Below are 26946 nucleotides of genomic sequence, written 5' to 3'. Positions count from 1 at the left end.
GGGTCCGCCTGCCCGTGATGCGTGGGGCATCGCGGGTTCGCGCGTACCTGACTCAGCCGCCCGTAGGCCCGAGGACGCCGACATGAGCCTGTTCGCGAAGCTCTCCCCGGCGCTCGGCCAGGGCTTCGCCGGCCCCGGGACGGTGGCGTCCGTGGTCGCGATGCTCGGCTCCGACGACGGCAGCTTCATCACCGGCACCGAGGTCCGCATGACGGCGGCACGCACTTCTGAGAACGAAGCGGGCGGAAGCGCTCCGGCCCGCGCCCGGCCGCTGCGATCCCATCGGGCCGGGCACCCGGCCCGGATGTCACACATTCGGCCCCGCGGGCGTCACATGGGCGGGCTCCGGACCGTCGGACCCGAGGCACCCGTGGGGAGAGTGTGACCCGATGACCGAACACGACTGGCTGGCCGCTCGGTTCGAGACCGACCGCCCTCGCCTGCGGGCGGTGGCGTACCGGATGCTCGGCTCGCCGGCCGAGGCGGACGACGCCGTCCAGGAGGCCTGGCTCCGCGTCAGCCGCTCGGACACCGCCGCGGTCGAGAACATGAGCGGCTGGCTCACCACCGTCGTGGCCCGGGTGTCGTTGAACATGCTCCAGTCGCGCAGGTCGCGCCGCGAGGACCTGGTCGACGTCCCCGAGGCCGGCGGCTCGCCCCGCCCGGACACGCCGGTCGACCCGGAACGGGAGGCGCTGCTAGCCGAGTCGGTCGGCACCGCCATGCTCCTCATCCTTGACACGCTCACGCCCGCCGAGCGGCTGGCGTTCGTGCTGCACGACATGTTCGCCGTGCCCTTCGTGGAGATCGCGCCGATCGTGGACCGCACTCCGGCCGCGGCCCGCCAACTGGCCAGCCGCGCCCGCCGCCGCATCCAGCGGCAGGGCGTCGCCGCGGCCGCACCGGGCGCGGGCCCGACGGGCGCGCCGGCACCGGACGGGGGCGCCGACACCGACCAGGCCGGCAAGGCCGATCTCATCCGCGCCTTCCTCACCGCTTCCCGCGAGGGCGACTTCGAGGCGCTGCTGACCCTGCTCGCCCCGGACATCGTGCTCCGCTCCGACCGGACGGCCGTGCGGATGGCCGCGGCCAGGGGGAGGCAGCCGGTGACGGAGCTCCGCGGCTCCGACGCCGTCGCGCGCGCCTTCGTCAAACTTTCCTGGGACCCGGTGCCCGCCCTGGTCGACGGCTCCGCCGGACTGGCCTTCGCCCCGGGCGGCGTGCCGCTGGCCGTGTACCGCTTCGGCATCACCGGCGACCGGATCACCGGCATCGACGTCCGGGCCGACCTCACCGGCGTGGACATCGTTCTGCGCTGAACCGCCGCAGCACGTCATGGCCCCGACCGGGCCGGCGCGGAGTACCCTGACCGGCCCGCTCCCGGGCCGGGGCGTACACCCCGTCACATCCGGCAGCCGTCGCCTGTCATACGGACTGAGCCCGAACTCCGACTCATGCGACCAGGAGACACCTCATGTCCACACCCAGCGCCGTGCCCGCGGCCGGGGAATCGCGGCGATGGATGGTCCTCGCCGTCATCTGCACCGCATACCTCATGCTGACCCTCGACGCCACGGTGATGAACCTGGCCCTGCCGTCGGCGCAGACCGCGCTGCACTTCTCGGACGCGGACAAGCAGTGGGTCGTGACGGCGTACGCCCTGAGCTACGGCAGCCTGCTGCTGTTCAGCGGCCGGCTCGCCGACCTCATCGGACGCAAGGAGACATTCATCGCCGGCCTGGCAGGCTTCGCGGCCGCCTCCGCGGTCGGTGGCGCCTCCAACAGCTTCGGCATGCTGGTGGCCGCCCGCGCCTGCCAGGGAGTCTTCGCCGCGCTGCTCGCGCCCACGACCTTGTCGCTGCTGGCGACCACGTTCACCGATCCCAAGGAGCGCGGCAGGGCATTCGGCGTCTTCAGCGCGGTCGCGGCCGGCGGCGGCGGTATGGGCCTGCTCATCGGAGGCGCGCTGACCTCCGCCCTGAACTGGCGCTGGTGCATGTACATCAACCTGGTCTTCGCGGCCTTCTCGCTGATCGTCGGCTCCTCGCTGCTGACCCGGCAGCCGCGCACGGGCGCCAGGATGGACGTCCCCGGCGTGATCGTGGTGTCCGGCGGCATGCTCTGCCTGGTCTACGGCTTCTCCAACGCGGCGACGCACAGCTGGCACACCCCGTCGACCTGGGGCTTCCTCATGGCCGGCGGCGTGCTGGTGGTCCTGTTCTCCTTCTGGCAGCGCCGCGCCCAGCACCCGTTGCTGCCCCCGCGGATCGTGCTCGACCGCAACCGCGGCGGTTCCTGCGTCGCCGCACTGGTCATCGGCGCGGGCATGTTCGGCGTGCTGCTCTTCCTCATCTACTACATGCAGACCGACCTGGGCTACTCGGCGATCAAGTCGGGTGTCGCCCTGCTGCCGATGGTGGGCGTCACGGCCGCGGCGAGCACCGTCGGCAACATCCGGCTGATGCCGCGCTTCGGCCCGCGGCCGCTGATCACCGCGGGCATGCTGATCAACGTCGGTGGCATGGCCCTGCTGACCCGGATCGGGCCGGACTCCCACTACGCCTCGACGCTCCTCGGGCCGATCATGGTGATCGGGCTCGGCATGGGCATGATCTTCGCCGCCGCTCTGCGCACCGGCACCTCCGGGGTGCTGCCGCAGGACGCGGGCATCGCCTCGGCCGCCATCAACACCGGCCAGCAGTTGGGCGGCGCCATCGGCACCGCGCTGCTCAACACGATCGCGGCGAGCGCCACCACCGACTACCTGGCCGGCCACGCCCAGGGCAAGCCGGGACCGGCACTGCTCCACCTGGCGACGATCCACGGCTACACCCGGGTGTTCTGGTGGTGCGCCGGCATCTTCGCGCTCGGCGCCGTCGTCAGCGGCGCGCTGCTGCGCGGCGGCCCGCTGCCGACGCCCGGCCCGCCCACCACAGAACCGGCCACCGAACCGGAGAAGGTGCCCACCTGAGCCGATGAGGAGGGCCGGGCTGCCCGGCCCTCCTCATCAGATCGGCAAGGAGACCGAAGACCGGTAAGGAGACCGAGTCACACCCCGGGCGCGGGTCGCACGGCGATGCCGTTCCGCTCCAGCAACGCCGTCGTGACTCCGTCTCCCGGTACCAGCTCCCCGGCGAACGATCCGTCGTAGACCGCACCGCTCCCGCACGAGGGACTGCGCGGCATCAGCAGTGCCTCGGCGCAACCCGCGTTCCGCGCCGCCGTGAGCGCACGTCGTGCTCCGTTCACGAATTGCGCCGTCACATCACGCCCGGTGTCGTCGACGACTCGTGCCGTTCCGTCGAGCACGTCATGCCCGTCGCCGCCCACCAGCTCCGCCGGCCGCCGCGGGGTCACGAGCCCGCCCGCGACCTCCGGGCAGAAGGATACGACTTCGCGGCCGGCCACCGCCTCCTCGATCGCCGAGGACACCTTGTGCCGCCCGTCGAACCGGCACGGAATGCCGAGCAGACACGCGCTGACCAGGATCGCTTCCATGCCGCCAGGCTAACCGCGGCGTTCGGCGAGGAGGAGGGCGAGGGCCGCGGCGCTGAGGAGGGCACCGGCCAGGGGGAGGTTGTGGTGGCCGGGGGACTCCAAGAGGTGTCCTCCGAGGAGGGCGCCGCAGGCTATGCCGGCGTTGATGGCTGCGGAGCCCGTCGCGGACGCGACCTCGACACTGCGGGGAGCGATACGCAGGATGCGGCTCTGGAGCGCGGTGATCAGGGCGGCCAGGGCCAGGCCGAGCAGGGCGACCGCAGTGACCGCGGCCCACGGGTGGACGCCCGCCGCCGCGAGTAACGCCAGGGCGGCCGTCAGGAGCGCCACCGTGCCGGTCATCGTGGCCCGGGCGTCGCGGTCGGACAGGGCACCGGACAGCCAGGTACCGGCCAGCCCCGCCAGGCCGTTCAGCAGGAGCACCGCGCTGACGGTGTCCGAGGGCAGGCCGGCTGCCTGGGTGAGGAAGACGGCGACGTACGTGTAGAAGGTGAAGACGCCGGCGACGACCAGCCCGGTCGCCGCCATCAGCAGGGCGAAGCGCGAGCTGCTGGGCCGTTGGGTGATGGACGCGGGGGTCGGTGCGGTCTGTGCCGAGGGCAGCAGGAGCGCGACAGCGACTGCGGCCATCAGGCCCAGGGCGCTCATGACCAGGAACGGCACCCGCCATTCGGTCCGCTGTCCGAGCCAGGTCCCTGCCGGGACGCCGACCGCGCTCGCCAGCGGGATGCCGCTGAACAGTGCCCCGACCACCTTGGCCCGCACTGCTTCGCGGAACATGCTCGTGGCGGTCGCCGCGACCATCGACAGGAGCACCGCATGGGTCAGCGCGATCAGGATCTGCGCCGACAGCAGGACGGCGTAGCCGGGTGCCAGGGCGGCCAGCGAGGCGGCGGCGGAGAAGGCGCACAGCAGGGCGGTGAGCAGGCGGCGACGCGGGAGCCGCCGGGTCGCCTTGGTCAGTGGTACCGCGGTGACGGTGACCACCAGCCCGTAGCCGGTCACCAGCAGCCCGACCGACGATTCCGACACGTCCAGTCCGTGCGCGATCTGCGGCAGCAGTCCGATCGGCAGGCTCTGCACGGTGCCGTATACGAACAGCGCCAGCGCCAGCGCGGTTACCGCGACCACCGCACGGGCCCGGCCGACCTGCTCGGCGGGGCCGGAAGCGACCACCTGGGGGAGGCCCTGCATGGGGACACGCCTTTCGAACATGCCCACCCACCCGGGAGCCGAACTCCCAATGTTCCACCGTCACTTGGAAGGCGGCTGACAGGTCACACTGTATGACGTCGGCCTGGGCAACTCAACGGACTCGCGGCTTGGGGAAGGGGACCAGCCGATCCCGGCAGTCGCGGAACTCCTGCGACTGATTGAGTACGTTCGCTGTCGGCGAGGTGAAGCGGGCGCGGGCCGGGGGAGTGGTCAGTGTTCCTGGGCCGTCGGGCGCATCATGATCTCGTTGATCGCGGCGTGCGGGGGCTGAGTGATCATGAAGGTGATGGCCCGGGCGATGTCCTCGGCACGCAACCAGGCATCCTCCGGCATGGCACGAGCGGCGAGGCGCCCGCCGCCGGTCGCCATCTCCGTCATGGTCAAGCCCGGTTCGATCAGACCTACCCGTACGCCCCGCCCGGTCACCTCCTGGCGCATGCCCTCGCTGAACGCGCCCACCGCGTGCTTCGTCGCCGAGTACACGACGTTGTTCCTGCGCACCACCCTGCCCGCGACCGAGCTGACGTTCACCAGATCGGCGACCCCGCGAGTCCCCTCCTCCGCCGCCCGCAGCAGGTGCGGCAACGCCGATCGAGACATCTGCAGAACCGCGTCGAGGTTGAGGCCGACCATCCGCTCCCAGTCCGCCGGGTCACTCTCCTCGATGGGACCCATGGCCACGTAACCGGCGTTGTTCACCAGCACGTCCAGCCGTGCGAGGCGGCCGACGGCTTCTTCGACGGCCCGGCGCGCCTGCGCCGCGTCCCGCAGGTCGGCGGTGAGGGCGGCGCACGAGCCGCCCTGGTCGCGGATGCCCGCGGCCAGTTCCTCCAGCCGCTCGGTACGCCGGGCGACGACGGCCACGGCCGCGCCGAGTCGGGCCAGTTCCCGGGCCGTCGCCGCACCGATGCCGCTGGACGCGCCGGTCACCAGCGCCGCGCACCCCGACAAGGGCGCGTCCGGCGGTGCTTCGGCGTCGGCGCCCGGCGACACGCCGTCCTGTTCCGCGCTCTGTCCCGCAGTCCCCACGCGTCCGGTATTCGGGTCCCTCACGCTCAGCACCGTCCTTCACAGATCGCATCCACCGAGGCCGACGTGGTGCTTCCTCCTCTCGCAGCTTGCCCCAGGTGGCCCGAGACCGCCTCTCGCCTGTCGCTCGCCGCCGCGCACTAGCCGCGACCGCCGGCGCGCCCCCCGGACAATGCCGCCTCGCGCAGGTGCTCGGCGAGCGCCGCGGTGGCCGTCGGCGTGGCGCCGTCCTTGACGCCCCAGGCCAGCAGAAGGTGGCGGCGCGCCCAGGGATCCTGCAGTTCGCAGACGGCGAGCGGCTGGTCGGGGTCGACGGCGCGACGCGGTACGACCGCGAGCCCGACGCCCGCGGCGGCGAGGGCGACGAGGACGCCGAGGTCGGCCACGGTGGTGCGGTAGCGCGCCATTGGAGCGTGCGGCCCGAGGTGCTCCTCGATCCAGCGGCGCAGCGAGGAACCTGCGTCGAGCCCGACGAGCGGATGCTCGGCGACCTCGCTGAAGGTCAGTGAGGTCCGGCCGGCGATGATTCCTCCGGCCTGGCCGATCACCACGAGGGAGTCGTCACCGAGAGCCTCCATGCGCAGGCCGCAGTCGCGGGCCTCGTCGTCGACGACGACCCCGAGATCCGCCTCGCCGTCGGCGAGCATCCGCACCGTCTGCGGCGTGCGGCTCTCGCACACCGTGACGTCGACGTCCGGGTGCGCGCGCAGGAAGGACACCAGGCCCTGGGGCACCAGACGATGCATCGCGGATCCGCCCGCCAGCAGGGTGAGCGGGGCGGTCGGGGACCGGGTGTAGCCGGCGACGGCGCTTTCGAGGCGCGCGGTCCGGTCCAGGACGTCGCGTGCGTGGCGTGCCAGCGTCGTGCCCGCCGGCGTGGGCCGCACGCCTCGCCGTCCGCGGATGAGCAGTGCCACGCCGGCGTGGTGTTCCAGCGAACGCACCCTGGCGCTGGCGGAAGGCAGGCTCAGGTGCATCCGTTCGGCGCCCGCCGTGATCGACCCCTCCGTCACGATGTGGAGAAAGAGCCGCAGGTCGTCCAGGTCGTAGCGCATCGCCCCAGCCTAAAGCTCAACCTTAGGGATAGCCTATGGCCCAGCCTTGGGCAGACTGTGCCGATTACGCATTGTGGATCCGCTGGCCGTGCGGCGATGCTCGTCATTGGTGGCGGCGAACGCGCCGGACACTTCGGCGGTGCCGTAGGCACCGTGCTACCGACCCAGAGCGGGCACTGAGTGACGACCCCCCCGATCGATGGGAGCTGAGGCTGACCGGCATGAGCGATGGCGACAAGCAAGCGGGCGCGCCGTACACGGACACGGCGCGAGCGAGGCTGCTGATGGCCTACGACGCCTGCGTACTGGCGGACCTCGCGCGGGCCTCGGTGCCCGTCGGCGCGCACGAGCTGAACGCTGACGGAGGCACACGCGCGCCGGGTGCCGTACTGGCCGACGCCGCCCACGTGCTCGCGGCCGCGCGGCGGCTCCTCGAAAGCGCCGCCGTGTACGAGCGCACGGGCGGCGCCGACTGGCAGCTTATCGGTGACGTCCTGGGTGTGTCCCCGCAGGCCGCCCGGGCGCGCTTCGCCGTGGCCGAGAGCGGCTTCCGGGAGGAACTGCTCCTGCCCGGGCGGACCGGGACCGGCGCGGCGAGCTGCCTGCGCGCCCACATGGCCAGGGAGCCGCTGGAAACGGCCCTCGACCTCGACGACTGGGTCCTCCGCCACCAGGACGGCGACGGCGATCTCGGCCCCGCGCCGGTCTCCGGGGGCCTGGCCCCGACCGATCCTCGACGCCGCCCCGAGAACCACCGGGCACCACACCTGATCAGCGACTCCGGACGCCCCGGGGCTCGTTGACGGAAACGGCCACCGGTCGACGTCGGTCTCGGACACCGATGTCGCGGCCGTCGGCCCACCGCACCGGGACCACGGCGGGGCGCGCAAGGCGGACCGCTGTCGCTCCCTGGCCGACCGCGACGTGATCAGCCGCCGGTCACGGGGCGAAGGGGCCGCCGGTGCCGAACGCGAGCCGCGCGAAGTTGTCGGCGATGCGGCGGTGCGCCGCGGGGTCGGGGTGGACCTCGTCGGGCAGCGGGAGTTCGGCGTAGTCCGCCTCGCCGTACAGTTCACGGCCGTCGAGATGGTGCAGGTTCGGGTCGTCGGCCGCCCGCTGCTCTACGATCCGGGCGAGTTCGTGGCGGATGACGTTGAGCGTCAGGCGCCCGGCGGCGCGCTCGGCCGGATCGCCCGTGGCCTTGAACCGCAGGGTCCCGTCGGCGAAGTCGGGTGCGAGGGGTCCGGGGGTGTCCTCCTGGACCGGGCAGAGGATGGAGGACACGACCAGCAACGGTGTCGTCGGATGCCCCTCACGGATGGTGTCGAGGAAGCCGTGGACGGCGGGTGTGAAGGCCCGCAGGCGCATCGCGTCCGTGTTGACGACATTGATGCCGATCTTGAGGCTGATCAGGTCCGCGGGGGTGTCCCGTATCGCGCGGGCGGTGAACGGGTCGAGCAGCGCGCTGCCGCCGAACCCCAGGTTGACCAGCTCCACTCCGCCGCGGGCCGCGGCCAGGGCCGGCCAGATGGCGGTCGGATGGGCGGCGTTCGAGCCGTGGCTGATGGAGCTGCCGTGGTGCAGCCACACCCTGCGTCCACTGTCCGGCGCCGGTGCGACCGGGGCGTCGGTGCGCAGGGCGATCAGCTCGGTGATCTCCGTATGGGGAAGCCAGATCTCGACGTCCTTGTCCCGCGCGGGCAGATCGGTGAACCGGGCGGTGCCGGGAGGCCCTTCGAGCAGGTCGGCGGACTGGGTGGCCATGTCGACGGTGCGGACGTTGCCGCCGGTCACCGTGGCCTGGCCCGCGAGGCGGCCGTCGACCAGCAGGTCGTAGACGCCGTCCGCCGGGGCCGGGAAGCCGCGGTAGGCCCTCTTGGTGGGCAGGGTCTCCAGTTCGACGGTGGTCGCCCGGGTGCGGAAGACCAGCCGTACGCCGGACGGCTGGGCCTCGGCCATGGCCAGCTGGTCGTCGGGGATCTGCCGGCGCGCGCCGGCGGGCAGCCGGTGCGGCAGCAGGCCGTGCGCGGTGCGCTCCACGTCCAGGTGCCCACGCAGGAGGTCCGCGGTGACGGGTGTGGTGATCCAGTCGTGCTCGGTGTTCATCGCCTCAGCCTGTCGATCAGGAGTCGGAGCGTCGAGGGAAGCCTCGACCCGAACCCCATTATGCATTTACCTACGACCTATAGGCAAAAGTCGTCAGCGTTCGACGAGAGCCTGGGTGCCGAGGACGGTGAGAAGGGCGAGGCGTTCGGCGTCCCCGGAACCGGGTTCGGCCGTGTAGACCATGATCCGCAGGTCGCTGCCCGCCACGGTGAGGACGTCGCAGTCCAGCGTGACGGGCCCGACCCGCGGATGGTCGATCGTCTTGCGCGACGCCTCGTGGCGGCCGGCGGCGCCCGCGTCCCACAGCTCGGAGAACCGCTCGCTGCCCCCGCGCAGTTCGGCGATCAGCCGGTGCAGCCGCCGGTCGGCCGGGTAGCGTTCGGCGGCCGTGCGCAGATCGGCGACGAGAGCCGCCTCGTGGTCGTCCCGCGCCTGCGGTGCGCGCAGGGCGCCGGGCCCCGGGCCGAGGAAGTGGCGCCACACGCCGTTGCGCTCGTTGCCGCACCGGCCGGACGGGTCGCCCATCAGGGCCGCGTAGGGCGCGTTGGCCAGCAACAGGGTCCAGGACGCGTCGAACACCGCCACAGGCGTCCCCGTCAGCCGGTCCAGCAGCCGCTGGACGCTCGGGGTGATGTGCGCCGGCACCGTCTCGGGGCCCGGCGGCGCGAGTCCGGCCAGCCGGAACAGGTGCGCGCGTTCCTCCTCCGACAGCCGCAGCGCGCGAGCCATGGCCTCGACGACCTGGGACGAGGGGTTGGTGGCGCGGCCCTGTTCGAGCCGGGTGACGTAGTCGACGGAGATCCCGGCCAGCAGGGCCAGTTCCTCACGGCGCAGCCCGGCCGCACGCCGCCGCTCCCCGGTCGGCAGCCCCGCCGCCTCGGGTGGGACCCGGTCGCGCCAGCGGCGCACCGCCTTGCCGAACTCCGCCGTCGCCATGCGGCCAGTGTGCCCCCGCCGGCCAGAGGCCTGCCTGGTACCACCGGTCCCAGGAAGACGGGACGCCTGGCTGCGCGGGCGGGCGGGGCGGATCGTGGGGGCATGACCACAACACTGATCACCGGAGCGAACAAGGGTCTCGGGTACGAGACCGCCCGCCGTCTGATCGCCGCGGGCCACACCGTCTACGTCGGCAGCAGGGACGAGGCCCGGGGCCGCGACGCCGCCGAGCGGCTTGGCGACGGGGCCCGGGCCGTCCAGCTCGATGTCACCGACGACGCGTCCGTGGCGGCGGCGGCGAGGACGATCGAGGCCGACGGCGGTCTCGACGTGCTGGTCAACAACGCCGGCGTCGAGGCGCGCGGCCCGGACAACGGGGTGGCGGACGCGGCGGACGTCACCGCCGACCTGATGCGGGAGGTCTTCGAGACCAACGTCTTCGGCACGGTACGCGTCACCCACGCGTTCCTGCCGCTGCTGCGGCGGTCCGCGTCGCCGGTCGTGGTCAACGTCAGCAGCGGCCTGGCCTCGCTCACGCACGTGGCCGACCCCGCCCACCCCGCCTCCGCCTACCCGGGGGTCGCGTACCCGGCGTCGAAGACCGCGGTCAACATGATCACCGTGCAGTACGCGAAGGCGTTCCCGGCCATGCGGATCAACGCGGTGGAGCCCGGCTTCACCAAGACGGACCTGAACGGGAACACCGGGACCCAGACCGTCGAGGAGGGCGCCGAGATCATCGTCCGCATGGCAGGGCTGGGCCCGGACGGACCCAGCGGCGGGTACTTCGACGTGACGGGGCCGCTGCCCTGGTAGGTGCCCGACCGACATGTGCTGAGCCCCGGCTCCCGGCCCGGCCGTCCGTCAGCGCATCCGGCCCAGCACGTCCCGCATCCGCCGGGCGTCCCGGATCCGCTGCTCGTACGTCGCGCCCAGCACGAGCAGCAGCAGCCCGGCGAACGCGGGAGGCAGCCAGCGCGGGAGGGCGCCCGCCAACTGCACCAGGTAGGGGGCGAGTTCATGCAGCGCGTCCAGCACGAGCACGCCCCCGCCCAGTGCGAGCGGTGCCTGGAGCCGGTGGCGGGCACCCACGAGGACGACGACGAGGGCGGCCGTGCCGAGCAGCAGGGGGCGCGGCCAGTCGGCGCCGGCCCACGCCGCGAGCAGGCTCGGCACGAGCGTCGCCGAGAGCCCGGGGCCGTACGCCGTCCACGACGAGGCCCCGGGGTCCCGGCGGCGCCGGAAGAAGCCCACGACCAGCGCCGGCACGGTCACCGGCAGGGTGTACGCCTCCGGCGCGCCCACGCCCCACGACCCGAGCCGCACCCAGCCGGCCAGCACGAACAACGCGGCGGCCGCGTACCCCGCCCGACGGCGGTCGGCGCGCACGGCGGTGCCCGCGGCGATCACCCCGCACAGGGCCAGCACCAGGGCCAGCACCGGGGCGTCGGTGACGGCCAGCCCGATGGCCAGGAGCCCCGCACCGGCGCCGGTGGCCTCGACCGGAACCGCGGAGCGCGGGACACGCGCCGCGAGCAGGGCCGCGGCGGCCGGGACGACCAGGAGCAACAGTGCCGTGTGCGCGGCGGACCAGCCCGCGGCGGCACCCACCGCACAGGCCAGACCCGCCGCACCGGCCAGGGACGCGCTCGCGCAGACGGCGGTCAGCCGCGGGTGCGCGGCGGCCACCGTGAAGATCGCCGTCAGCGCGGCGAGCACGGCCAGGGTCGCCTCCTGGGAGGCGAGCGAGAGGATCGAGAGACCGGCCGCGGTGAGCAGGGAAAGGAGTACGGCGGTGAGGGACGTCGGTGTCCGGCGCGCGTACACCGCCGCCGTCAGCGCCGCCACGACCGTCAGCCCCTGCGTGAACAGCCCGGCCGTATAAGGGAGTCGCAGGGCGAACGGGAGGACGAGCACGGCCGCCCAGGCCAGGACCACGACACCGGCCGAGGCCTGGTCGCGCCAGGCGGTGGTGGTGCGGGCCGCCACGGCCAGCACCGCCGCGACGACCGCGAACACCAGCGGCGCGGCCGCCGCGTCCGGGGGCCAGTACACCCAGACCGTCACCGCGGCACGCAGATCCGACGGCGCTCCGGACCAGACCCGTCCCGTCAGTCCGACCGGACCCAGCAGCGCCACGAAGACCAGGGGAAGCGCCCACACCACCGCAAGGGCCTGGACGGCGGCCGACGCCCAAGCGGCACCGCGCCGGATGGGATCCGGAAGCCGAAGGCGCACGGCGGCCGGCAGCCCGGCCCCGCAGACCAGATAGCCGGGCACCGTCCACACCCCGGGCAGCACCGCACGAGGGATGCCGCCGAGCGCCGCGACCAGGAGCAGTCCGCCGGTCACCGCGGCGCCGACGGCAAGGCCCTGCCGCGGGGTGCGCCACGCGGCGTACAGCGCGATCGCCGCCGCCAGGGCGAGGAGCGCCGCGGCACGGGCGGCGGCGCTAGGACCGGTCGCCTCCGAGGAGAGCACGCCCGCCGCCGCCACGCCCCAGCCGCCCATCCCGTACGCGCCGACGGCGGCGGCGATGCGCAGGCACCCCACCGACGTCCGCAGCGCGACGGCCGTGTCGCACGTGGCCGTCAGCAGCAGCGCGGCCGTGATCGCGTACGGGCCCGCGTCGGCCGCCACCGCCGACAGCAGCAGCGGGAACTGGCCGGCGGCCAGCGCGGCGGGGAAGGGGAGGCGCAGCGAACCGAGCCCCCTGCCGTACCCCCACCACAGCCCGGCCAGACACACCGCCGCGACGGCCGCGTACCCCGTGCCGTCGGTGGCCGTCAGCGCCACCTCGTGCAGCGCGTACGCGTCGAGCACCGTCAGCGCCAGACCGAGGCCCGCCAGCGCCTCCGCCGTCGAGCGCAGCCCGCGCCTCAGCAGGAGCACGGGAGCGCCGAGCGCCGCCGCGGTCACCGTGGCGAGCACCAGGGACCGCCCGGCGATGCCCAGGTGCCCCCAGCTGACCAGGGTGAACGCGATCGCGGCGACGGTCAGCAGGACGCCGCCGAGGACCAGGAGCACGTTCTGCACACGGGGTGCGGTGGTCTCGGGCCGCCGCGCGACGGGCGGAGCGGGCGGGAAGGCCGGCTGGAGGAGACCTATCAGGTGGGCGCGGCGGAACAGCAACTGGGCCCGTCGGGCGTCGAGTTGCCGCAACTCCGCGTCGAGGATCCGCAATTCCTCGGCCGGTGGCGGTAGGTGGGTCATGCCGAGGAGTCTGATGCGAGCCCTGCCGCGGAGCATGAGCGCGCGTACTCAGGTGCCGTACTCAGATGATCTGGGAGCAGGGGGTGCTGGACAGGACGTCGTCCCGCGGGCCGGGGCAGCGGTCCTCGCGATCGCCTTGGCGGGCGCGGATGGCGGCCCGCGGGGCCGGCCCCGGGCGGCTTCTCAGTGTCCTCTCAGCGGGCGTCGCCGAGGCTGGAGGAGTCCTGGGGACGACCGGGTCCTTTGCGCACCGAGGAAGCGAGTCCTTCCCGCATCTTCTTCTCGCATCGAAGAGGAGGCGACCATGGTTTCCCGCACCGCAGCCCCACCCGTCTCTCCTCGCCGGGGCCGCACGGCCCCGGGAACCGGGGGCACCGGCGACCGGCTGAACCGCTTCTTCGACGACGCCTGCGACCGCACTCCGTCGGCCCCGGCCCTCGTCTGCGGATCGCGGCGGGTGACCTACGCCGAACTCGACGCGCGGGCCGGCCGAGTGGCCCGGTACCTGCTGCGTGCCGGCATCGGCCCCGGCAGCCGAGCAGCCCTGCTGCTGCCCCGGACCGTGGACATGTACGCGTGCCTGCTGGGCGTGTGCAAGGCGGGCGCGGCGTTCGTGCCGATCGACCCTGCCGCGCCGCCCGACCGCGTCGCCTTCATCCTGGGCGACGCGGGCGCGGCCGCGGTGCTGACCACGTCGGCGCTCGCGTCCGGCGCCGCATGGGCGCGCCGGTGCCGGACGACGTGCCAGGTGATCGAGACCGACACGTGTGCCGCGGACCTCGCCGCCCAGCCGCCCGGGCGGCCCGCCGTCCCGACCGGGGGAGCGGACGATCCGCTGGCGTACGTGATGTACACCTCGGGATCCAGCGGCAGGCCGAAGGGCGTGGAGATCGCGCAGTCGAGCATCTGCAACTTCCTGCGCGTCGTGGCACCGATCTACGGCATCCGGCCGGACGATCGCGTCTACCAGGGCATGACCCTCTCGTTCGACTTCTCCATCGAGGAGATCTGGCCCACCTGGGCGGCCGGCGCCACGCTCGTCGCCGGACCGGGCGGCCCAGGACAACTGGGCGACGATCTCGCCGACTTCCTCCAGGAGCACCAGGTCACCGCCCTGTACTGCGTTCCGACGCTGCTCGCGACGATCTCCCGCGACCTCCCGCGGCTCCGTACGGTCGTCGTCGGCGGCGAGGTGTGCCCCGCCCCGCTCGTCGAGCGGTGGTGCAGGCCGGGGCGGCGCGTCCTCAACACCTACGGGCCGACCGAGGCCACCGTCACCGCCACCTGGCAGGAAGTCCGGCCGGGACGCCCGGTGACCATCGGCCGCCCGCTGCCGACCTGCTCGGCCGTCCTCCTCGACGAGCGGCTGCGACCCGTGCCGCAGGGCGCCGTCGGCGAGATCTGCCTGGGCGGCCCGGGCCTCGCACGCGGCTACGCGGGACGGCCCGACCTGACGGCCGAGCGTTTCGTCCCGCACCCCCTGGCCCCCGGCCCGGGCCGTCTGTACCGCACCGGAGACCTCGGCAGGATGACCGACGACGGGGAGATCGAGTACCTCGGCAGGGCCGACGCCGAGGTGAAGATCCGCGGCTACCGGGTGTCCCTGGAGGAGATCGACAACGTACTGCTGGAGGACCCCGGCGTGGCCCAGGCGGCCACCACTCTTGTGGCGCCGCGCGACGGACACGACGGCGACCGCGTCCTCGCCGCCTACGTGGTGCCCGCCGGGAACGGCACGGACCCCGACGACGATCTCACCGCCCGCCTGAACCGGCGCCTGCGCAGGTCGCTGCCCGCCTACATGGTCCCCGCCACACTGGACTTCCTCGACCGGCTGCCCGTCATGCCCAGCGGCAAGACGGACCGCAGGAGACTGCCCGCACCCACCGGCCGCCGGCTCGCCGGCACCGGCCGTGTCACGCCGGTCCGCGACCGGCTCGAGGCCAGGGTGCGCGACGCCTGGGCACGGACGCTCGCCATGGACCCCGGCGAACTCTCCGCGGACGCCGACTTCTTCACCGACCTCGGCGGCCACTCGCTGCTCGCCGCCCGAGCGGTGTCCCTGCTGCGCGACCCGGGCGGCGGCCCCGGCCCCACCCTGCGCGACCTCTACGAGAACCCGACCGTGAGCGGCTTCGCGGCACGGCTGCGCGCCACGGCCGACGCCTCCCGCACGCCGCGGCGGCCCCGCCCCGCCCTCCTGCGGCACGGCCGCGCCCGCATCGCGCGCGCCGGCCTCGTCCAGGCCACGGCCCTCTACGTACTGCTCCTCCTGCTCACCGGCCCGGTGGCCGGATCCCTCGTGCTGAGCCACGGACAGGTGACGGGCGGCGAAGCCACGGGGCCCGCCCTCGCAGTGCTGGCCGGCTGGTTCGCCGTGCGCTGGCTCGTCCCCGTCCTGCTCGCACGGCCCCTGGCGGCGGGCGTCCGGCCCGGCCGGTACCCCCTCTGGGGAGCGACATACCTGCGGCTGTGGCTGCTGGACGTACTGCTGCACGGCATCAGCCCCCTGCGGACGCTCAGCGGATCCCCCCTGATGGGCCCGTACCTGCGGCTCCTCGGCGCCCGCGTCGGCCCCCGCACCACCATCGCCACCAGCTTCGTCGGCCTGCCCACGCTGCTGCGCGTCGGCCAGGACGCCACGATCGGCTACGGCGCCACACTGCGCCCCTGGCAGGTCGCCGACGGCTGGGTCACCGTCGCGCCGATCACCGTCGGCGAGCGGGCGTACGTCGGGGCCAACGCGGTCCTCGAACCAGGGGCCCGCCTCGGCCCCGGGTCCGCGCTCGGCGAGCAGTCCGCGGCAGGCCCGGACGAGGCCGTCCCGGCCGGATCGCGCCGCGCCGGATCGCCCACGCGCCCGGTCGAGGCACTCGCCCCGCACGTCGAGACGATGCTGCGCGAGCGGACCGGGGTGGATCCCTGGCGGCCCCGCCACCTGGCCGCCGTCGTGCTCGGCCTGGTCCTGCTGGAGTCCGTCGTGGTCGCCGCGGCCCTGCCGAGCTCCGCCCTGCTCTGGTGGGCCTGGTCGCGCGGCGGCACCTCCGCCGCTCTCGCGGCGGCCGCGCTGTCCGGCCCGGTCTTCGTGGCCACGGTGTGCCTGGTCGTCGCCGTCGGCAAGCGGGCCGTCCTGACCAGGACACCACCCGGGATCCATCCGGCGCGCTCGGCGCTGGGCGTGCGCAAGTGGATCGCCGACAAGCTGCTGGAGCAGAGCCTCACCCTCACCAACTCCCTCTACGCCACGCTCTACACCGTGCCGTGGCTGCGGCTGCTCGGCGCCCGCGTCGGGCGGCGCGCCGAGATCTCCACCGCGGCGCACCTCGATCCCGACCTGCTCACCCTCGGCGACGGCAGCTTCGTCGCCGACATGGCGGGCGTCGGTGCCGCGGCCTTCGCGGCCGGGCGCATGGCCTGCCGGCCCACGGATATCGGCGAACGCGCCTTCGTGGGCAACGCGGCGCTCGTTCCCGCCGGGACGCGGCTCGGCCCGGGCTCGCTCGTCGGCGTGGGCACCGTGCCGCCCGCGCAGCGCGTGCCCGCCGGCAGCACCTGGCTTGGCTCACCGGCCCTGCGGCTGCCCGTGCGCCAGGACAGCGGCTCCTACCCGGAGGAGAAGACGTTCCGGCCCACCCGCGGAGCCGTCCTCGGCCGGCTGGCCATCGAGTTCTTCCGCGTCACCGTGCCCATGTCGCTGCTCGCGACCGCGGCCTGCCTGTACCTGCTCGCGCTGTCGGAGACCGCCCGCCGCACCGGGCCGTGGGTGGCGCCGGTCGTGTCGCCGCTGTTCACGGCGGGCGGGGTGCTGATCGTCATCGGGTGCTGCGTGGCGGCCAAGTGGGTCGTCGCGGGGCGGTACCGGCCGCGCGTGGAGCCCCTGTGGAGCCTGTTCGTGCGCCGCACGGAGTTCGTCACCGGCCTCTTCGAGGCGGCGGCGGTGCCCGCGGGCGTGGGCGCCCTGGTGGGGACGCCGTTCCTGCCGCCGGTACTGCGCCTGCTCGGTGCCCGCATCGGACGGCGCACCTGGATCGGCACCACCTACCTCACCGAGTTCGACCTCGTCGAAGTGGGCGACGACGCCTCGATCGGCATGCACGTCTCCCTGCAGACCCACCTGTTCGAGGACCGGGTGATGAAGATGTCCACGGTGACCGTCGGCCCCGCCGCGAGCGTCGGTGCGCGGACCGTCGTGCTCTACGACACGCAGGTGGGCGCCGGTGTCCGGCTCGGGGCGCTGTCCCTGGTGATGAAGGGCGAGCGCCTGACACCGGGAACGAGCTGGCGCGGGCTCCCCGCCGAAGGAGACGGCACAGTACCGCCGGCCGGCCAGGCCGACGGCGTACCCGCGGTGGGGCGGCCATGACACACCCGGGGCACTCAGGGGCCGCCGCCGGGCGCCGCCCCCTCGCCCTCGTCTACCACGGCCCGGCCTCGCTGCCCGGCTGCCCCGAGGCGGTCGCCGCACTGCTCTCCGCCGGGCCGTGGAACCTCGACGTCCGCTACACCGGCCCGAACGAAGCGCTCCCGCTGTCGGCCGAGATCCTCACCGAGGCCGCGCTGTACGCCCAGCCCGGAGGGGGCACGCTCGCGTCCGCCTACCGGAGACTGCGGCGGCGGCGCCGGGAGATCCGCGACTTCGTCCGCGACGGCGGGCGCTACCTCGGGTTCTGCCTCGGCGGCTACCTCGCCGGGGCCACCCCGGGCTTCGGCCTGCTCCCCGGCGACACCGACCAGTACATCTCCTCCCCCGGAGCCACCGTCCACGACGACAGCGACACCCTCGTCACGGTCAACTGGGGAGGCAGGCCCCGCACCGTCTTCTTCCAGGACGGCCCCTTCTTCGTCCTCGACGAGCACGCCGACGCCACCGTCCTCGCCACCTACGACAACGGCACCCCCGCCGCCCTCGTGACCCCCTTCGGCCGCGGGCGGGTGGCGGTCACCGGTCCCCACCCGGAGGCGACGACCGACTGGTACACCGACCACGGCCTGCCGGTGCACGACACCCTGGACCTGGCCATGGACCTGGTGGAATCCGTGATGGAGGAATGACCCCACCGCCGTAGCGCACACGTCTCTCGGCTTTCTCACGGAAAACGGAGGCTCCCGTCCGGAGCTATCGTTGTTCCTGAGGCTGCCATGCGGACGTTGATCATCGAGGACGAGCAGGCACTCGCCGAGGCCATCGCCGACGGACTTGCCACGGAGGGCTTCGTCTCGGACCTGGCACACGACGGCCCGGACGGACTCTGGCGGGCGCTCCACGAACCGTACGACGTCATCGTGCTCGACATCATGCTGCCGGGCCTGTCCGGCTACGAGGTCCTCAAACGTCTGCGGGCGGCCCGGACCTGGACCCCGGTGCTGGTCCTCACCGCCAAGGACGGGGAGTACGACGAGGCCGACGCCCTCGACCTCGGCGCCGACGACTACCTGAGCAAGCCCTTCTCCTACGTCGTGCTCGTCGCCCGCCTCAGGGCCCTGCTGCGGCGCGGCGCACCCGCCCGCCCCGCCGTCCTCACCGTCGGCGACCTCGCGCTCGACCCGGCACGTCGCCGCTGCCGCCGTGGCCACCGCGACATCGACCTGACCGCACGCGAGTTCACTCTCCTGGAATACCTGCTCAGGCACCCCGACGAGGTGATCAGCAAGGCGGACATCCTCACCCACGTGTGGGACGAGCACTTCGACGGCGACACCAACATCGTCGAGGTCTACGTCGGCTACCTCCGCCGCAAGATCGACGCCCCCTTCGGACGCCGGACCATCGAGACCGTCCGCGGTGCCGGCTACCGGCTGCGCGGCGGTACGGGGTGACCAATGGCCGCGGGGATCCGGTCGTGGTGGGCCCGCCGGTCACTGCGCCTGCGGCTGACCGCCGCCGCGGGCGCCGTCATCGCCGCCGGACTGGCCGGAGCCGCCTTGCTGCTCGTCGTCTGGCTGCACGCCAGCCTGATCAGCGGACTCGACCAGACCGCCTTCCAAGGAGCCCAGGTCGTGGCGGCGGACCAGGACGGCGACCAGACCACGGCGGACGTGCCCACCACCGACCACGGGGGAGTCGCCGTCCAGGTGATCGCGGGGAACGGGAAGGTGCGGGCCAGCTCGGCCAACCTGCGTGGCCGGCCGCGCGCCTTCACCTTCCCGGCGAGCCGGGCCGCGACCCCGCGGGCCCACACCATCGACGACATCCCCGTGGGCACGGGCGGGACATGGCGCGCCGTCGGCATCCCCGCGGGCACCGCCCGCGACCCGGTGACCGTCTACGTCGCCGTGCCCACCGAGAGCGTCGACCACGGTCTTGCCCAGCTCACCGTCGGCCTGGCCACCGGCGTACCGGCGGTCGTCGCCGCCCTCACCGGAGTGGCGTGGCTGCTCACCGGGCGTGCGCTGCGCCCCGTCGACGGCATGCGCGCCCAGACCGCCGAGATCACCGCGTCCGACCTGAGCCGCCGCCTCGACGTACCGCCCGCCGACGACGCGCTCGGCCGGCTGGCCACGACCTTCAACGACCTGCTGGCCCGCCTGGACACCTCGGCCCGGCGGCAGCGGCGGTTCGTCGCGGACGCGGCCCACGAACTGCGCAACCCCCTGAGCACCCTGCACACCCGCCTGTCCGTCGCGGCCCAGCACCCCGGCCTGGGGGACGGGCAGTCCCTCGCCGCCGGGCTCCTGCCGCAGACCGAACGGCTCACCCGGCTCGTCGACGACCTGCTCCGGCTCGCACGGCTCGACGCCCGGCCGCGGCTGCGGGCCCGCCCCGTCGACCTGGACGAGATCGTCTTCACCGAGGTGCGCGAAGCCCGTCGGCGCACCCGCCTCGTCATCGACCAGCACGCCGTGGGCGCCGCGCGGGTGGCGGGCGACGGGGACGCCCTCGCCCGTGTCGTGCGCAACCTGCTGGACAACGCGCTGCGCCATGCCCGCACCCGGATCGACGTCAGCCTCCACACACTCGGCGACACCGCACAACTGACCGTCGCCGACGACGGACCCGGCATCCCGGAGGCCGACCGCGAGCGCGTTTTCGGGCGCTTCACCCGGCTCGACGGCGCCCGCGCCCGGGACACCGGCGGCAGCGGCCTCGGCCTCGCCATCGTCCGTGACACCGTCACGGCCCACCACGGCAGCGCCCGGATCGAGGACAACCGCCCCGGCGCCCGGCTGGTCGTCCTGCTCCCGGCGACGGGCCAGGGCCCGTGAAACCCGGCCGCCCCACCGGCGAGCAGTACGCCCGCCACGGCCGGGCACTCACGTCACGGAGCGGATGAGGGCCCGGGAGCCGCGTCTGACACCACGCGCATGCCCAGCCCCCGCACTCGGTAGATGCAGGTGTCGTCGCCCCACAGCGTCGCGTCCGCCGTCGCGTAGGGCCCCCGCGCGTCCGTACCGCTCTCCACGATGTCCATGTCCACCCGGATCAGCCGGTTGGCCGGGGTGATCTGGCCGCGGTAGGTCCAGGTCGTCTCGCGGCCGGGCAGCACCGGTTCGAACCGCGGGTGCGGGATGCCGTCCGCCGCGCCGCGTTCGAGCAGGTGGTACTGGAGAAGCTGGCACATGGCCTCGACGCCCAACGACCCCGGCTGCACCGGGTCCTGGAAGAAGTGCGCACGGAAGAACCACTCGCCCGGGACGACGTCCTTCTCCGACCGCAGCCGCCCGAGCCCCCGGCTGCCCCCGTCCGGCCAGGAGCCGGTGATCCGGTCGAGCATCAGCAGCATCGGGCCCGGCAGCCGTGGTTCCCCGGCGCAGTAACGGGCGGGCCGGGCGGTCAGATCGACGACGCGGTCGCAGGGCTCGTCGAGACGCGCCCGGTCCGCGGCCGACACCGTGAGGCCTTGCTGGTGCTCGAAGGCCGACGGCGGGAAGTAGCCGAAGGTCGTCGACAGTTCGAACAGCGGCACGCCGTCGGCCGTGCACCTCACCCGGAACGACTCGATGATCATGTCCCCGCTCTGCGAGACACGCGTCAGTTCGGCATGGGTGCGGACCGTGCCCGTCGCCGGAGTGACCTCACCGGTGACCGTTCCCGCGCCGTCCAGGTTGCGGAACAGCAGATCCGTACCGGTGGTCAGCGCGCTGCCCGCGTACGAGGCCAGCCACCCGCAGGGTTGCAGCGCGATCTCCATCAGGACGGCCAGCGGCATCGTACGGCCGCCGCTCTGCTCGAAGTACCAGGCACGCGCGGGCACGTCGTACTCCGCGACGACACCGCTGCCCTCCCGCATGCCGCCCTGCGGACCGTCCACCGAGACGATCCGGCTCATGAAGTGGTACGGCGGACCGGGCAGCCGTGCGACCCTGCGGGTGCCGTCGAACGGCTCGTACGCCGCACCGAACGCCTCGGTCGGCCTGCCCCAGGCACACGCCAGCAACGAGGCGTAGCCGAAGGGGAGCCCATCGGCCGCCGTCGCCACCGGCTTCTCCTCCCGGTGCTCGGCCAGCCCGCCGAGCACCGGGAGCGGCACCGGCGCACCGCTGCCCTGCACGACGGGCGGGCCCGAGCGCCGCCAGTGCGACAGCGGCCAGTCGGGCACCAGCCGCAGCGCCACCTCCTGGCCCAGGAACGCCTTCGTCCCGTCCACCCAGCCCAGCACGTCCGCGTACAGCGTCGGCACCGGACCGGCCGAGACACCGCGCACGAACACCTCGTAGACGACGCGCCGCCCGGCCGGAGTGGCCTGGCCGCGGCACATCGCCTTGAAGGGCAGCCCGTCGACGGGCTCGAAACGCCAGCCGTCCCGGTCCACGGTGAAGCCGAGGGCGGTCAGGTAGAACGCCATCGCCTGGAGGCCGCCCTGCAGCATCAGGGTGCCCGGCATGCAGGGGTCGTTCTTGAAGTGCCCCGCGAAGAACCAGTCGTCCGGCGACAGCGGGGTCTCGGCCCGCAGATAGCCGCGGCCCCACGGACCTCCGGCCGGGTCGAACTCCGTCACCTCGTGCAGCAGCCGCAGCCTGCCGTCGTCGAGCCCCGGTGAGCGTACGTGCGCCGCCGTCGTCTCCCAGCCGGGGCCGAAGCAGTCCGCCGGCCGTCCCTGGGCCAGGGCCCGCACCCGGTCCGCGTCGAAGCGAGCGCGCCCGCAGCGCACGGCGGGCGGGTCGAGCGGCAGGTCGTCGCCGGGCGGCCGCTCGGCGGGATCCCACCGCACACCGCCGCTGCCCGCGAGCTCCTCGGGGGTGAAGAACCCGGCCTGGCCCTCGCGGACGCTGAGCCGGAGCTCGTCGTCCACGTAGCAGTCGTAGTGGAAGAAGGCGAGCCGGACACCGTCGTGCTCCGCGTGGCCGTCGACGTGGATCTCGTAGTGCAGGGTGTCGCCCGCTTCCGGCGGGCTGCCGTGGTACGTCACCTCGCAGCCGAGCAGCCGGTAGGCGCGCTCCCCCCGGTTGAGGAGGTCGATGCCCAGCCAGCTGAGCAGGAGCAGATCCCCCTGGCCCGCCTCGATCATCAGCCCGGCGGGCATACGTCCGGTGGAGTCCAGGTACCAGCCGCCGGGCAGGACGTCGGTCTCCGTCCAGATCGTCCCGCCGGTGCGCACCGGGCCGGGCGCGACGAGCGCCGCCGGCACGGCGTCGATGCCGGTGACCCGGTCCGCGAGCAGCATGGGCGGCTGGGGCATCCGGGTCTGCACCGCGTACGCGTCCTGCTCGGCGAACCGGGGGCCGAACAGCGCGGAGACCTCCCGCGAGGCGAGATGCTCCAGCTGGGCACGGTCGAACTTCGGCCCCGGCCTCAAGGGTGCCGTCTCCGGAGGGACAGACGGCAGGGAGAGCGGGCGGGGAGCGGACGGTACGGGAGCCGGACGCGGGGCCGGGAGGTCCGGTGGCCGCACGGGAACGGACACGCCGCCGCTCCTCAGCGCGGTGACGGCGAGCGCGGACATCCGCAGGAACCGCTGATGGGCCTCGGCGTGCCCGGCGAGGATCTCCTGGTGCAGCGCGGCGACCCGACCGGTCTGCCGCAGGACCGCGGCACGGGCGCCCGTCACCCGCGGCTCCCGTCCGTCCGGTTCCGTCGGCCGGACGCTCGGCGCCGGACGCCGCTCCGAGGCGCCGGGGCGGGGCACGGCGACGGAGGCCGGTGCCCCGGAGCGGCCGGGCTCCCGGTCCGGCACCGGCGCCAGCTCGGGGGCCCGGGGCAGGGTCACCGGGGCCGCCTCCACCGGCGGCAGCACCGGAGACGCGGGTACGGGCACGGTCACCGCGGGCCCGGGACGCGGAACCTCGGCGGCGGCCTCCGCCAGCCTGGCGAACAACTCGTCGGCGCGCACCGGCACCCCGGCGGCGACGAGTTCGGCCACCGCGAGGCAGGGCTGCCGCAGCCCGGTGTCGCCCGGGGCGTCCAGCGCGACGGCCACATGATCCCGGTCGCCCAGCACCCGCTTGATCCAGCCGGTGCACAGCTTGCGCGGCCCGTGCTCCACGAAGACCCGGACACCGTCGGCCCACGCCTGCTCGACCGTGGCCGCGAAGTCGATCGTGTTCAGTCCCTGCGCGGTGAGGGCCTCGGCGGCCCGCTCGGCCGTCGGCCGGTACGACTGCCCGGTGGCCCCGCTGTAGAACCGCACACCGGGCACGTCGACGGTGGCCTGGTGGTGCGCCTGGCGCCACACCTCGCGGATCTCCGCCAACTCCGGTGCGTGGGCGGCCAGGTCGTAGTCGAGCTCGATCGCCCGGTCGGCGCCGATCCTCGCCACGACGGCCGCGCACGCGCGGGACTCGCCGCCGATGACACAGACGCCGGGCGCGTTCACCGCCATCAGATGGACCGCGACCTCGGCGGCGAGCTCGGCACGGACCACCTCCAGGGGCGCCGTGACCAGATGGCTGGACCAGCGGGAGCCCTGGACACCCAGACGCTCCCAGTGCCTCCGGACCGCCCTGAGTTCACCGGTGAGTTCGGTCGTGAACAGACCACTGTCACGGGTGACGTCGAAGAGCCTCGCCGAGTCCGGCCAGGCACCCAGCGCCACCAGGGCGGCCGACTCGCCCGAGGAGTACCCGACAGCGGCGTCCGGCCGCAGCCCGAGCACCTCCCGGCTGAACACCGTGTGAACGGCGGCGAGTTCGGCGGCGGCCCAGATCTGGTCGAACACCCCGCGCTCCGTCCGGGAACGCAGTCGTGCGCCGATGGCCCCGTGCCGGGCCCGGAAGGCCTCGCCGAGCGACGGCAGCGCGAGCATCAACTCGCGGCCCATATCGGGGTACGCGGCAGAGCCGTTGGTGTACACGAACGCGGTCTGCCCCGTGACCGGCCTGTCCCGGTACGCCACATCGGCCGGGCGGGTCCCGTCCCCGGCCAGCCAACGACGGGCCGCCTCCACACGGCCCGGCAACGCGTCGTCGTCGGCCACGAGCGCCAGCCGGGCCGGTCCGGCTCCGGACTCCGCGCCGGCCTCCAGCGCGGCCAGCACCTCCCGGCGGCCGGCCCCGGAGAAGACGTGCAGACGCGGAGCCGGGCCCCGCAGCCACGGCCGTGCGTCTCCCGCGCGCAGCCGGACACTCGCGGTGGGCCCTTCCATCGGTGTCACCACGGCCTTCGCGGTGTCCGCGACGGCCGCGGTGTCCGCGGGACCGCCCGAGCGGGGCACCGCGCGGTGATGCAGCGAGAGCGCCGCGACCGCGACGGAGACCAGCCCGCACGCGGCGTGAGCGCGCCCGAAGGCCGACGCCGGGTCGAACACCGCGTCGGGGCCGTCTCCGATGACCATGCCGGGCGCGCCGGGGGTGTCCTCGTCCAGCAGGGCGACGACGGTGTCGCCGTCCCTGCGCGCGGCGTCCAGCGACTTGAGGACCAGGACGACGGCGGCGTCCCCGGGTTCGTCCTCGTGTCCCAACTCCCTTTGGGCTGCCCGGTGCACCGCCTCGCAGGACAGGTCGGTGGCACCGACGAGGGCGGCGTCGACCTCCCCCGACCGTACGGCCCGGGCCGCCAGGTCCAGCGCCACCAGTCCGGACGCCTCCTCCGCCGAGACCGCGAACCCCGGTCCCGCCAGGTCGAGTTGGGTGCTGATCCGGTTCGCGACGAGGTTCGGCATGCTGCCCACCACCGCCTCCGCGGTCATGGGCGGCACGAACGCGTCCCGCGCCGGCCCCGCCGACGCCGCCGTGGCGGAAAGCCCGGCCTGCTCCAGCCAGTGGGGAACCCGCCAGCGGGCGCCCGCCCGGGCCACCTCGGGGTCCACCCCCATGCCGACGACCACCATGGTCCGCTCCCGAGGCAGGGACACCGACCGTACGGCCTCCCGGGCCGCCTCCAGCACCAGGAGCTGATGGCGCACCGTCCGCTGAAGGGCCAGGGGCGGGAAGCACAGGTCCCTCAACTCCACGGCGATCTCCGTGGCGGGACCCCGCAGTTCACCGCCGAGCACCGCCCGACGGAAGTCCTCGGTACAGGTCCCGTCGCCGACGCGGGCGCCCAGGGCGATGATCGCCACCGGTGTACGGACGCCCGGCGACTCCCGCACCCGGGCCGGGGCGGTCACGGCGTCGGCCGGCGGGTGGACCGGCTGCGACACGGCGGACGTCGGGCGCAGCGGTCGCGGTGCGGCGGGCACCGGGTCGCCGTCCGGAAGGTCCACCACCAGATGGGCGTTGGTCCCGCCGAACCCGAACGCGCTCACCGCGGCCCGGCGCGGCCCCGACCACGGTTCCGGCGCCGCCAGCACCCGCAACGGCGTGCCCGCCAGCGCCTCCAGCGGCCGCTGTGCCCCGAGCGTCGCCGGACGCACCCCGGCGCGCAGCGCGCCGAGTACCTTCAGCAGCCCGGCCGCGCCCGCCGAGGCCAGCAGGTGCCCGACGTTCGACTTCGCCGAACCGATGGGCACGTCGTCACCGGCCCCGAAGACCCGGGCCATGGCGCGCGCCTCCACCGCGTCCCCGACCGGCGTCCCCGTCGCATGGCACTCGACGAGCGACACGGTCCCGGGCGCGACGCCCGCCACCTCGTACGCCAGGCGCATGGCACGGACCTGGCCCTCCTCCGACGGACTGATCAGCCCGGCCCCCCGCCCGTCGTTGGACAACCCGACACCGCGGATCACCCCGAGCACGGGCAGACGGGCGGCGCGGGCCTCGGACAGCCGCATCAGCGCGACGAACCCGGCGCCCTCGCCGTGCACCAGGCCGTCCGCGTCCCGGTGGAAGGGGCGGCTGCGCCCCGTACGGCTCGTCGCCGACAGCCCGCAGAACCCCACGTGCAGATAGAGGGGGTCCGCCCGGCTGACCGCACCGGCCACCATCAGGTCCGCCGTGCCGTCGTGCAGCCGGTCGCACGCCAGCTTGACCGCGTACAGCGACGACGCGCAGGCGGCGTCGAGGGACCACGCGCCCGCGCCGAGCCCGAGGGCCCGTGCGGCGAGCAGGGCGGGCAGCCCGGACGAGAAGCGGTTCCGGGCGTCGGGCCGCTCCCCGCGCTCTCCCGTCAGCAGGGCGTCACGGAGCCGGGGTTGCTGGGCGGACAGCCAGACGTGCTCGGCGAAAGCCGCCCCCGAGGGCGTGGGGTAGGACAGGTTTCCCAGCACAAGGCCCGCGCGCGGCAGCGGACCCTCGCGGCCCGCCTCCGTGAGCGCCTGCCGGACGCCGTACAGGACCCAGTGGAAGAGCGGGTCCAGGGACAGGATCCGCTCCGGGGCCATCCGGAAGCCGCTCGGGTCGAAGACGGACTCGAACCCCGTGACGAACCCGCCGACATCGGTCCAGGTCCGGTCGAGATGGTCGTCCACCGAGCCCATGGCCCAGCGGCGGGGCAGCCGCCACCGGCGCTCCGGGACGGCCGACAGGCTCGCGCGGCCCGCGGCGACGTTGTCCCAGAACGTGTCCGGATCGAGCGCGTCGGGCAGCACACAGCCCCGGCCGACGACGGCGATCGGTTCGAATTGCATGTGGGTCTCACTTC

Annotated in this window: 16 protein-coding genes and 1 pseudogene; 9 read left to right on the top strand and 8 right to left on the bottom strand. The window is 74.2% G+C overall.

Annotated elements, in window-relative coordinates; genetic code table 11:
- Positions 1-67: 67 nt before the first annotated feature.
- The 3 genes and pseudogenes from CG719_RS24935 to CG719_RS24925 form a co-directional block, all read left to right on the top strand.
- A pseudogene (locus tag CG719_RS24935) lies at positions 68-231 on the top strand (short-chain dehydrogenase); the annotation flags it as partial.
- 158 nt (positions 232-389) lie between these two features.
- The gene (locus tag CG719_RS24930; RefSeq protein WP_100570910.1) at positions 390-1319 is read left to right on the top strand and encodes a sigma-70 family RNA polymerase sigma factor; all 930 of its coding nucleotides are present in this window, start codon (positions 390-392) and stop codon (positions 1317-1319) included.
- A 155-nt stretch (positions 1320-1474) separates the two neighbouring features.
- Complete coding sequence (locus tag CG719_RS24925; protein ID WP_234375752.1) at positions 1475-2971, top strand: MFS transporter; 1497 nt, start codon at positions 1475-1477, stop codon at positions 2969-2971.
- A 77-nt stretch (positions 2972-3048) separates the two neighbouring features.
- Here the strand turns inward: CG719_RS24925 and CG719_RS24920 are convergent, their stop codons facing one another.
- From CG719_RS24920 to CG719_RS24905, 4 genes are all read right to left on the bottom strand, one after another.
- Positions 3049-3498: a DUF523 domain-containing protein gene (locus CG719_RS24920; RefSeq protein WP_100570909.1), complete on the bottom strand. Its 450-nt coding sequence runs from the start codon at positions 3496-3498 to the stop codon at positions 3049-3051.
- Positions 3499-3507: 9 nt separating this feature from the next.
- The gene (locus CG719_RS24915) at positions 3508-4713 is read right to left on the bottom strand and encodes an MFS transporter (RefSeq protein WP_100570908.1); all 1206 of its coding nucleotides are present in this window, start codon (positions 4711-4713) and stop codon (positions 3508-3510) included.
- A 210-nt stretch (positions 4714-4923) separates the two neighbouring features.
- Complete coding sequence (locus CG719_RS24910) at positions 4924-5742, bottom strand: SDR family oxidoreductase (RefSeq protein WP_234375751.1); 819 nt, start codon at positions 5740-5742, stop codon at positions 4924-4926.
- 140 nt (positions 5743-5882) lie between these two features.
- Entirely contained in the window at positions 5883-6797 is a 915-nt protein-coding gene (locus CG719_RS24905; protein WP_100570907.1) for a LysR family transcriptional regulator, read from the bottom strand.
- Between the two features lie 221 nt (positions 6798-7018).
- Between CG719_RS24905 and CG719_RS24900 the strand changes: the two genes are divergently transcribed.
- The gene (locus CG719_RS24900) at positions 7019-7600 is read left to right on the top strand and encodes a hypothetical protein (RefSeq protein WP_100570906.1); all 582 of its coding nucleotides are present in this window, start codon (positions 7019-7021) and stop codon (positions 7598-7600) included.
- A gap of 136 nt (positions 7601-7736) precedes the next feature.
- On the opposite strand, the gene CG719_RS24895 is transcribed toward CG719_RS24900, so the two are convergent.
- Together CG719_RS24895 and CG719_RS24890 are read right to left on the bottom strand one after the other, a co-directional pair.
- Positions 7737-8903, bottom strand: coding sequence for a GDSL-type esterase/lipase family protein (locus CG719_RS24895; RefSeq protein ID WP_100570905.1), 1167 nt, complete (start codon positions 8901-8903; stop codon positions 7737-7739).
- A 93-nt stretch (positions 8904-8996) separates the two neighbouring features.
- Positions 8997-9839 (bottom strand): helix-turn-helix transcriptional regulator, encoded by an 843-nt coding sequence (locus tag CG719_RS24890; RefSeq protein ID WP_100570904.1) that lies wholly within the window; start codon positions 9837-9839, stop codon positions 8997-8999.
- Between the two features lie 102 nt (positions 9840-9941).
- On the opposite strand from CG719_RS24890, the gene CG719_RS24885 reads away from it, so the two are divergent.
- Positions 9942-10655 carry an SDR family oxidoreductase gene (locus tag CG719_RS24885; RefSeq protein ID WP_100570903.1) on the top strand — a complete coding sequence of 238 codons (714 nt, stop codon included), beginning with the start codon at positions 9942-9944 and terminating at the stop codon, positions 10653-10655.
- A gap of 48 nt (positions 10656-10703) precedes the next feature.
- Here the strand turns inward: CG719_RS24885 and CG719_RS24880 are convergent, their stop codons facing one another.
- Positions 10704-13052, bottom strand: a complete 2349-nt coding sequence (locus tag CG719_RS24880; RefSeq protein WP_199836768.1) for an SCO7613 C-terminal domain-containing membrane protein — start codon at positions 13050-13052, stop codon at positions 10704-10706.
- A gap of 304 nt (positions 13053-13356) precedes the next feature.
- Here CG719_RS24880 and CG719_RS24875 point away from each other — a divergent pair, with 304 nt between their 5' ends.
- From CG719_RS24875 to CG719_RS24860, 4 genes are all read left to right on the top strand, one after another.
- A complete protein-coding gene (locus CG719_RS24875) occupies positions 13357-17415 on the top strand; it encodes a Pls/PosA family non-ribosomal peptide synthetase (RefSeq protein ID WP_100570901.1) in 4059 nt (1352 codons plus the stop codon).
- The gene (locus CG719_RS24870) at positions 17412-18104 is read left to right on the top strand and encodes a BPL-N domain-containing protein (RefSeq protein ID WP_100570900.1); all 693 of its coding nucleotides are present in this window, start codon (positions 17412-17414) and stop codon (positions 18102-18104) included. Before CG719_RS24875 ends, CG719_RS24870 begins: the two co-directional genes overlap by 4 nt.
- Before the next feature lie 87 nt (positions 18105-18191).
- Positions 18192-18869, top strand: a complete 678-nt coding sequence (locus CG719_RS24865; protein ID WP_100570899.1) for a response regulator transcription factor — start codon at positions 18192-18194, stop codon at positions 18867-18869.
- 3 nt (positions 18870-18872) lie between these two features.
- Positions 18873-20255 (top strand): sensor histidine kinase, encoded by a 1383-nt coding sequence (locus CG719_RS24860; protein WP_199836767.1) that lies wholly within the window; start codon positions 18873-18875, stop codon positions 20253-20255.
- 53 nt (positions 20256-20308) lie between these two features.
- On the opposite strand, the gene CG719_RS24855 is transcribed toward CG719_RS24860, so the two are convergent.
- Positions 20309-26932 carry a type I polyketide synthase gene (locus CG719_RS24855; protein ID WP_100570898.1) on the bottom strand — a complete coding sequence of 2208 codons (6624 nt, stop codon included), beginning with the start codon at positions 26930-26932 and terminating at the stop codon, positions 20309-20311.
- Between the last annotated feature and the right edge of the window lie 14 nt (positions 26933-26946).

It is taken from the genome of Streptomyces sp. CB01373 (genome assembly GCF_002803075.1).
Classification (GTDB): Bacteria; Actinomycetota; Actinomycetes; order Streptomycetales; family Streptomycetaceae; genus Streptomyces.
This window is presented reverse-complemented; position numbering and strand designations above follow the sequence as displayed.

Excerpts from the sequence above, each read along its gene's own strand:
- CG719_RS24890 (WP_100570904.1), bottom strand. The coding sequence starts at position 9,839 with ATGGCGACGGCGGAGTTCGGCAAGGCGGTGCGCCGCTGGCGCGACCGG.
- CG719_RS24870 (WP_100570900.1), top strand. The coding sequence starts at position 17,412 with ATGACACACCCGGGGCACTCAGGGGCCGCCGCCGGGCGCCGCCCCCTC.
- CG719_RS24900 (WP_100570906.1), top strand. The coding sequence starts at position 7,019 with ATGAGCGATGGCGACAAGCAAGCGGGCGCGCCGTACACGGACACGGCG.
- CG719_RS24930 (WP_100570910.1), top strand. The coding sequence starts at position 390 with ATGACCGAACACGACTGGCTGGCCGCTCGGTTCGAGACCGACCGCCCT.
- CG719_RS24895 (WP_100570905.1), bottom strand. The coding sequence starts at position 8,903 with ATGAACACCGAGCACGACTGGATCACCACACCCGTCACCGCGGACCTC.
- CG719_RS24880 (WP_199836768.1), bottom strand. The coding sequence starts at position 13,052 with ATGACCCACCTACCGCCACCGGCCGAGGAATTGCGGATCCTCGACGCG.
- CG719_RS24920 (WP_100570909.1), bottom strand. The coding sequence starts at position 3,498 with ATGGAAGCGATCCTGGTCAGCGCGTGTCTGCTCGGCATTCCGTGCCGG.
- CG719_RS24860 (WP_199836767.1), top strand. The coding sequence starts at position 18,873 with ATGGCCGCGGGGATCCGGTCGTGGTGGGCCCGCCGGTCACTGCGCCTG.
- CG719_RS24885 (WP_100570903.1), top strand. The coding sequence starts at position 9,942 with ATGACCACAACACTGATCACCGGAGCGAACAAGGGTCTCGGGTACGAG.
- CG719_RS24905 (WP_100570907.1), bottom strand. The coding sequence starts at position 6,797 with ATGCGCTACGACCTGGACGACCTGCGGCTCTTTCTCCACATCGTGACG.
- CG719_RS24875 (WP_100570901.1), top strand. The coding sequence starts at position 13,357 with ATGGTTTCCCGCACCGCAGCCCCACCCGTCTCTCCTCGCCGGGGCCGC.
- CG719_RS24865 (WP_100570899.1), top strand. The coding sequence starts at position 18,192 with ATGCGGACGTTGATCATCGAGGACGAGCAGGCACTCGCCGAGGCCATC.
- CG719_RS24925 (WP_234375752.1), top strand. The coding sequence starts at position 1,475 with ATGTCCACACCCAGCGCCGTGCCCGCGGCCGGGGAATCGCGGCGATGG.
- CG719_RS24915 (WP_100570908.1), bottom strand. The coding sequence starts at position 4,713 with ATGTTCGAAAGGCGTGTCCCCATGCAGGGCCTCCCCCAGGTGGTCGCT.
- CG719_RS24855 (WP_100570898.1), bottom strand. The coding sequence starts at position 26,932 with ATGCAATTCGAACCGATCGCCGTCGTCGGCCGGGGCTGTGTGCTGCCC.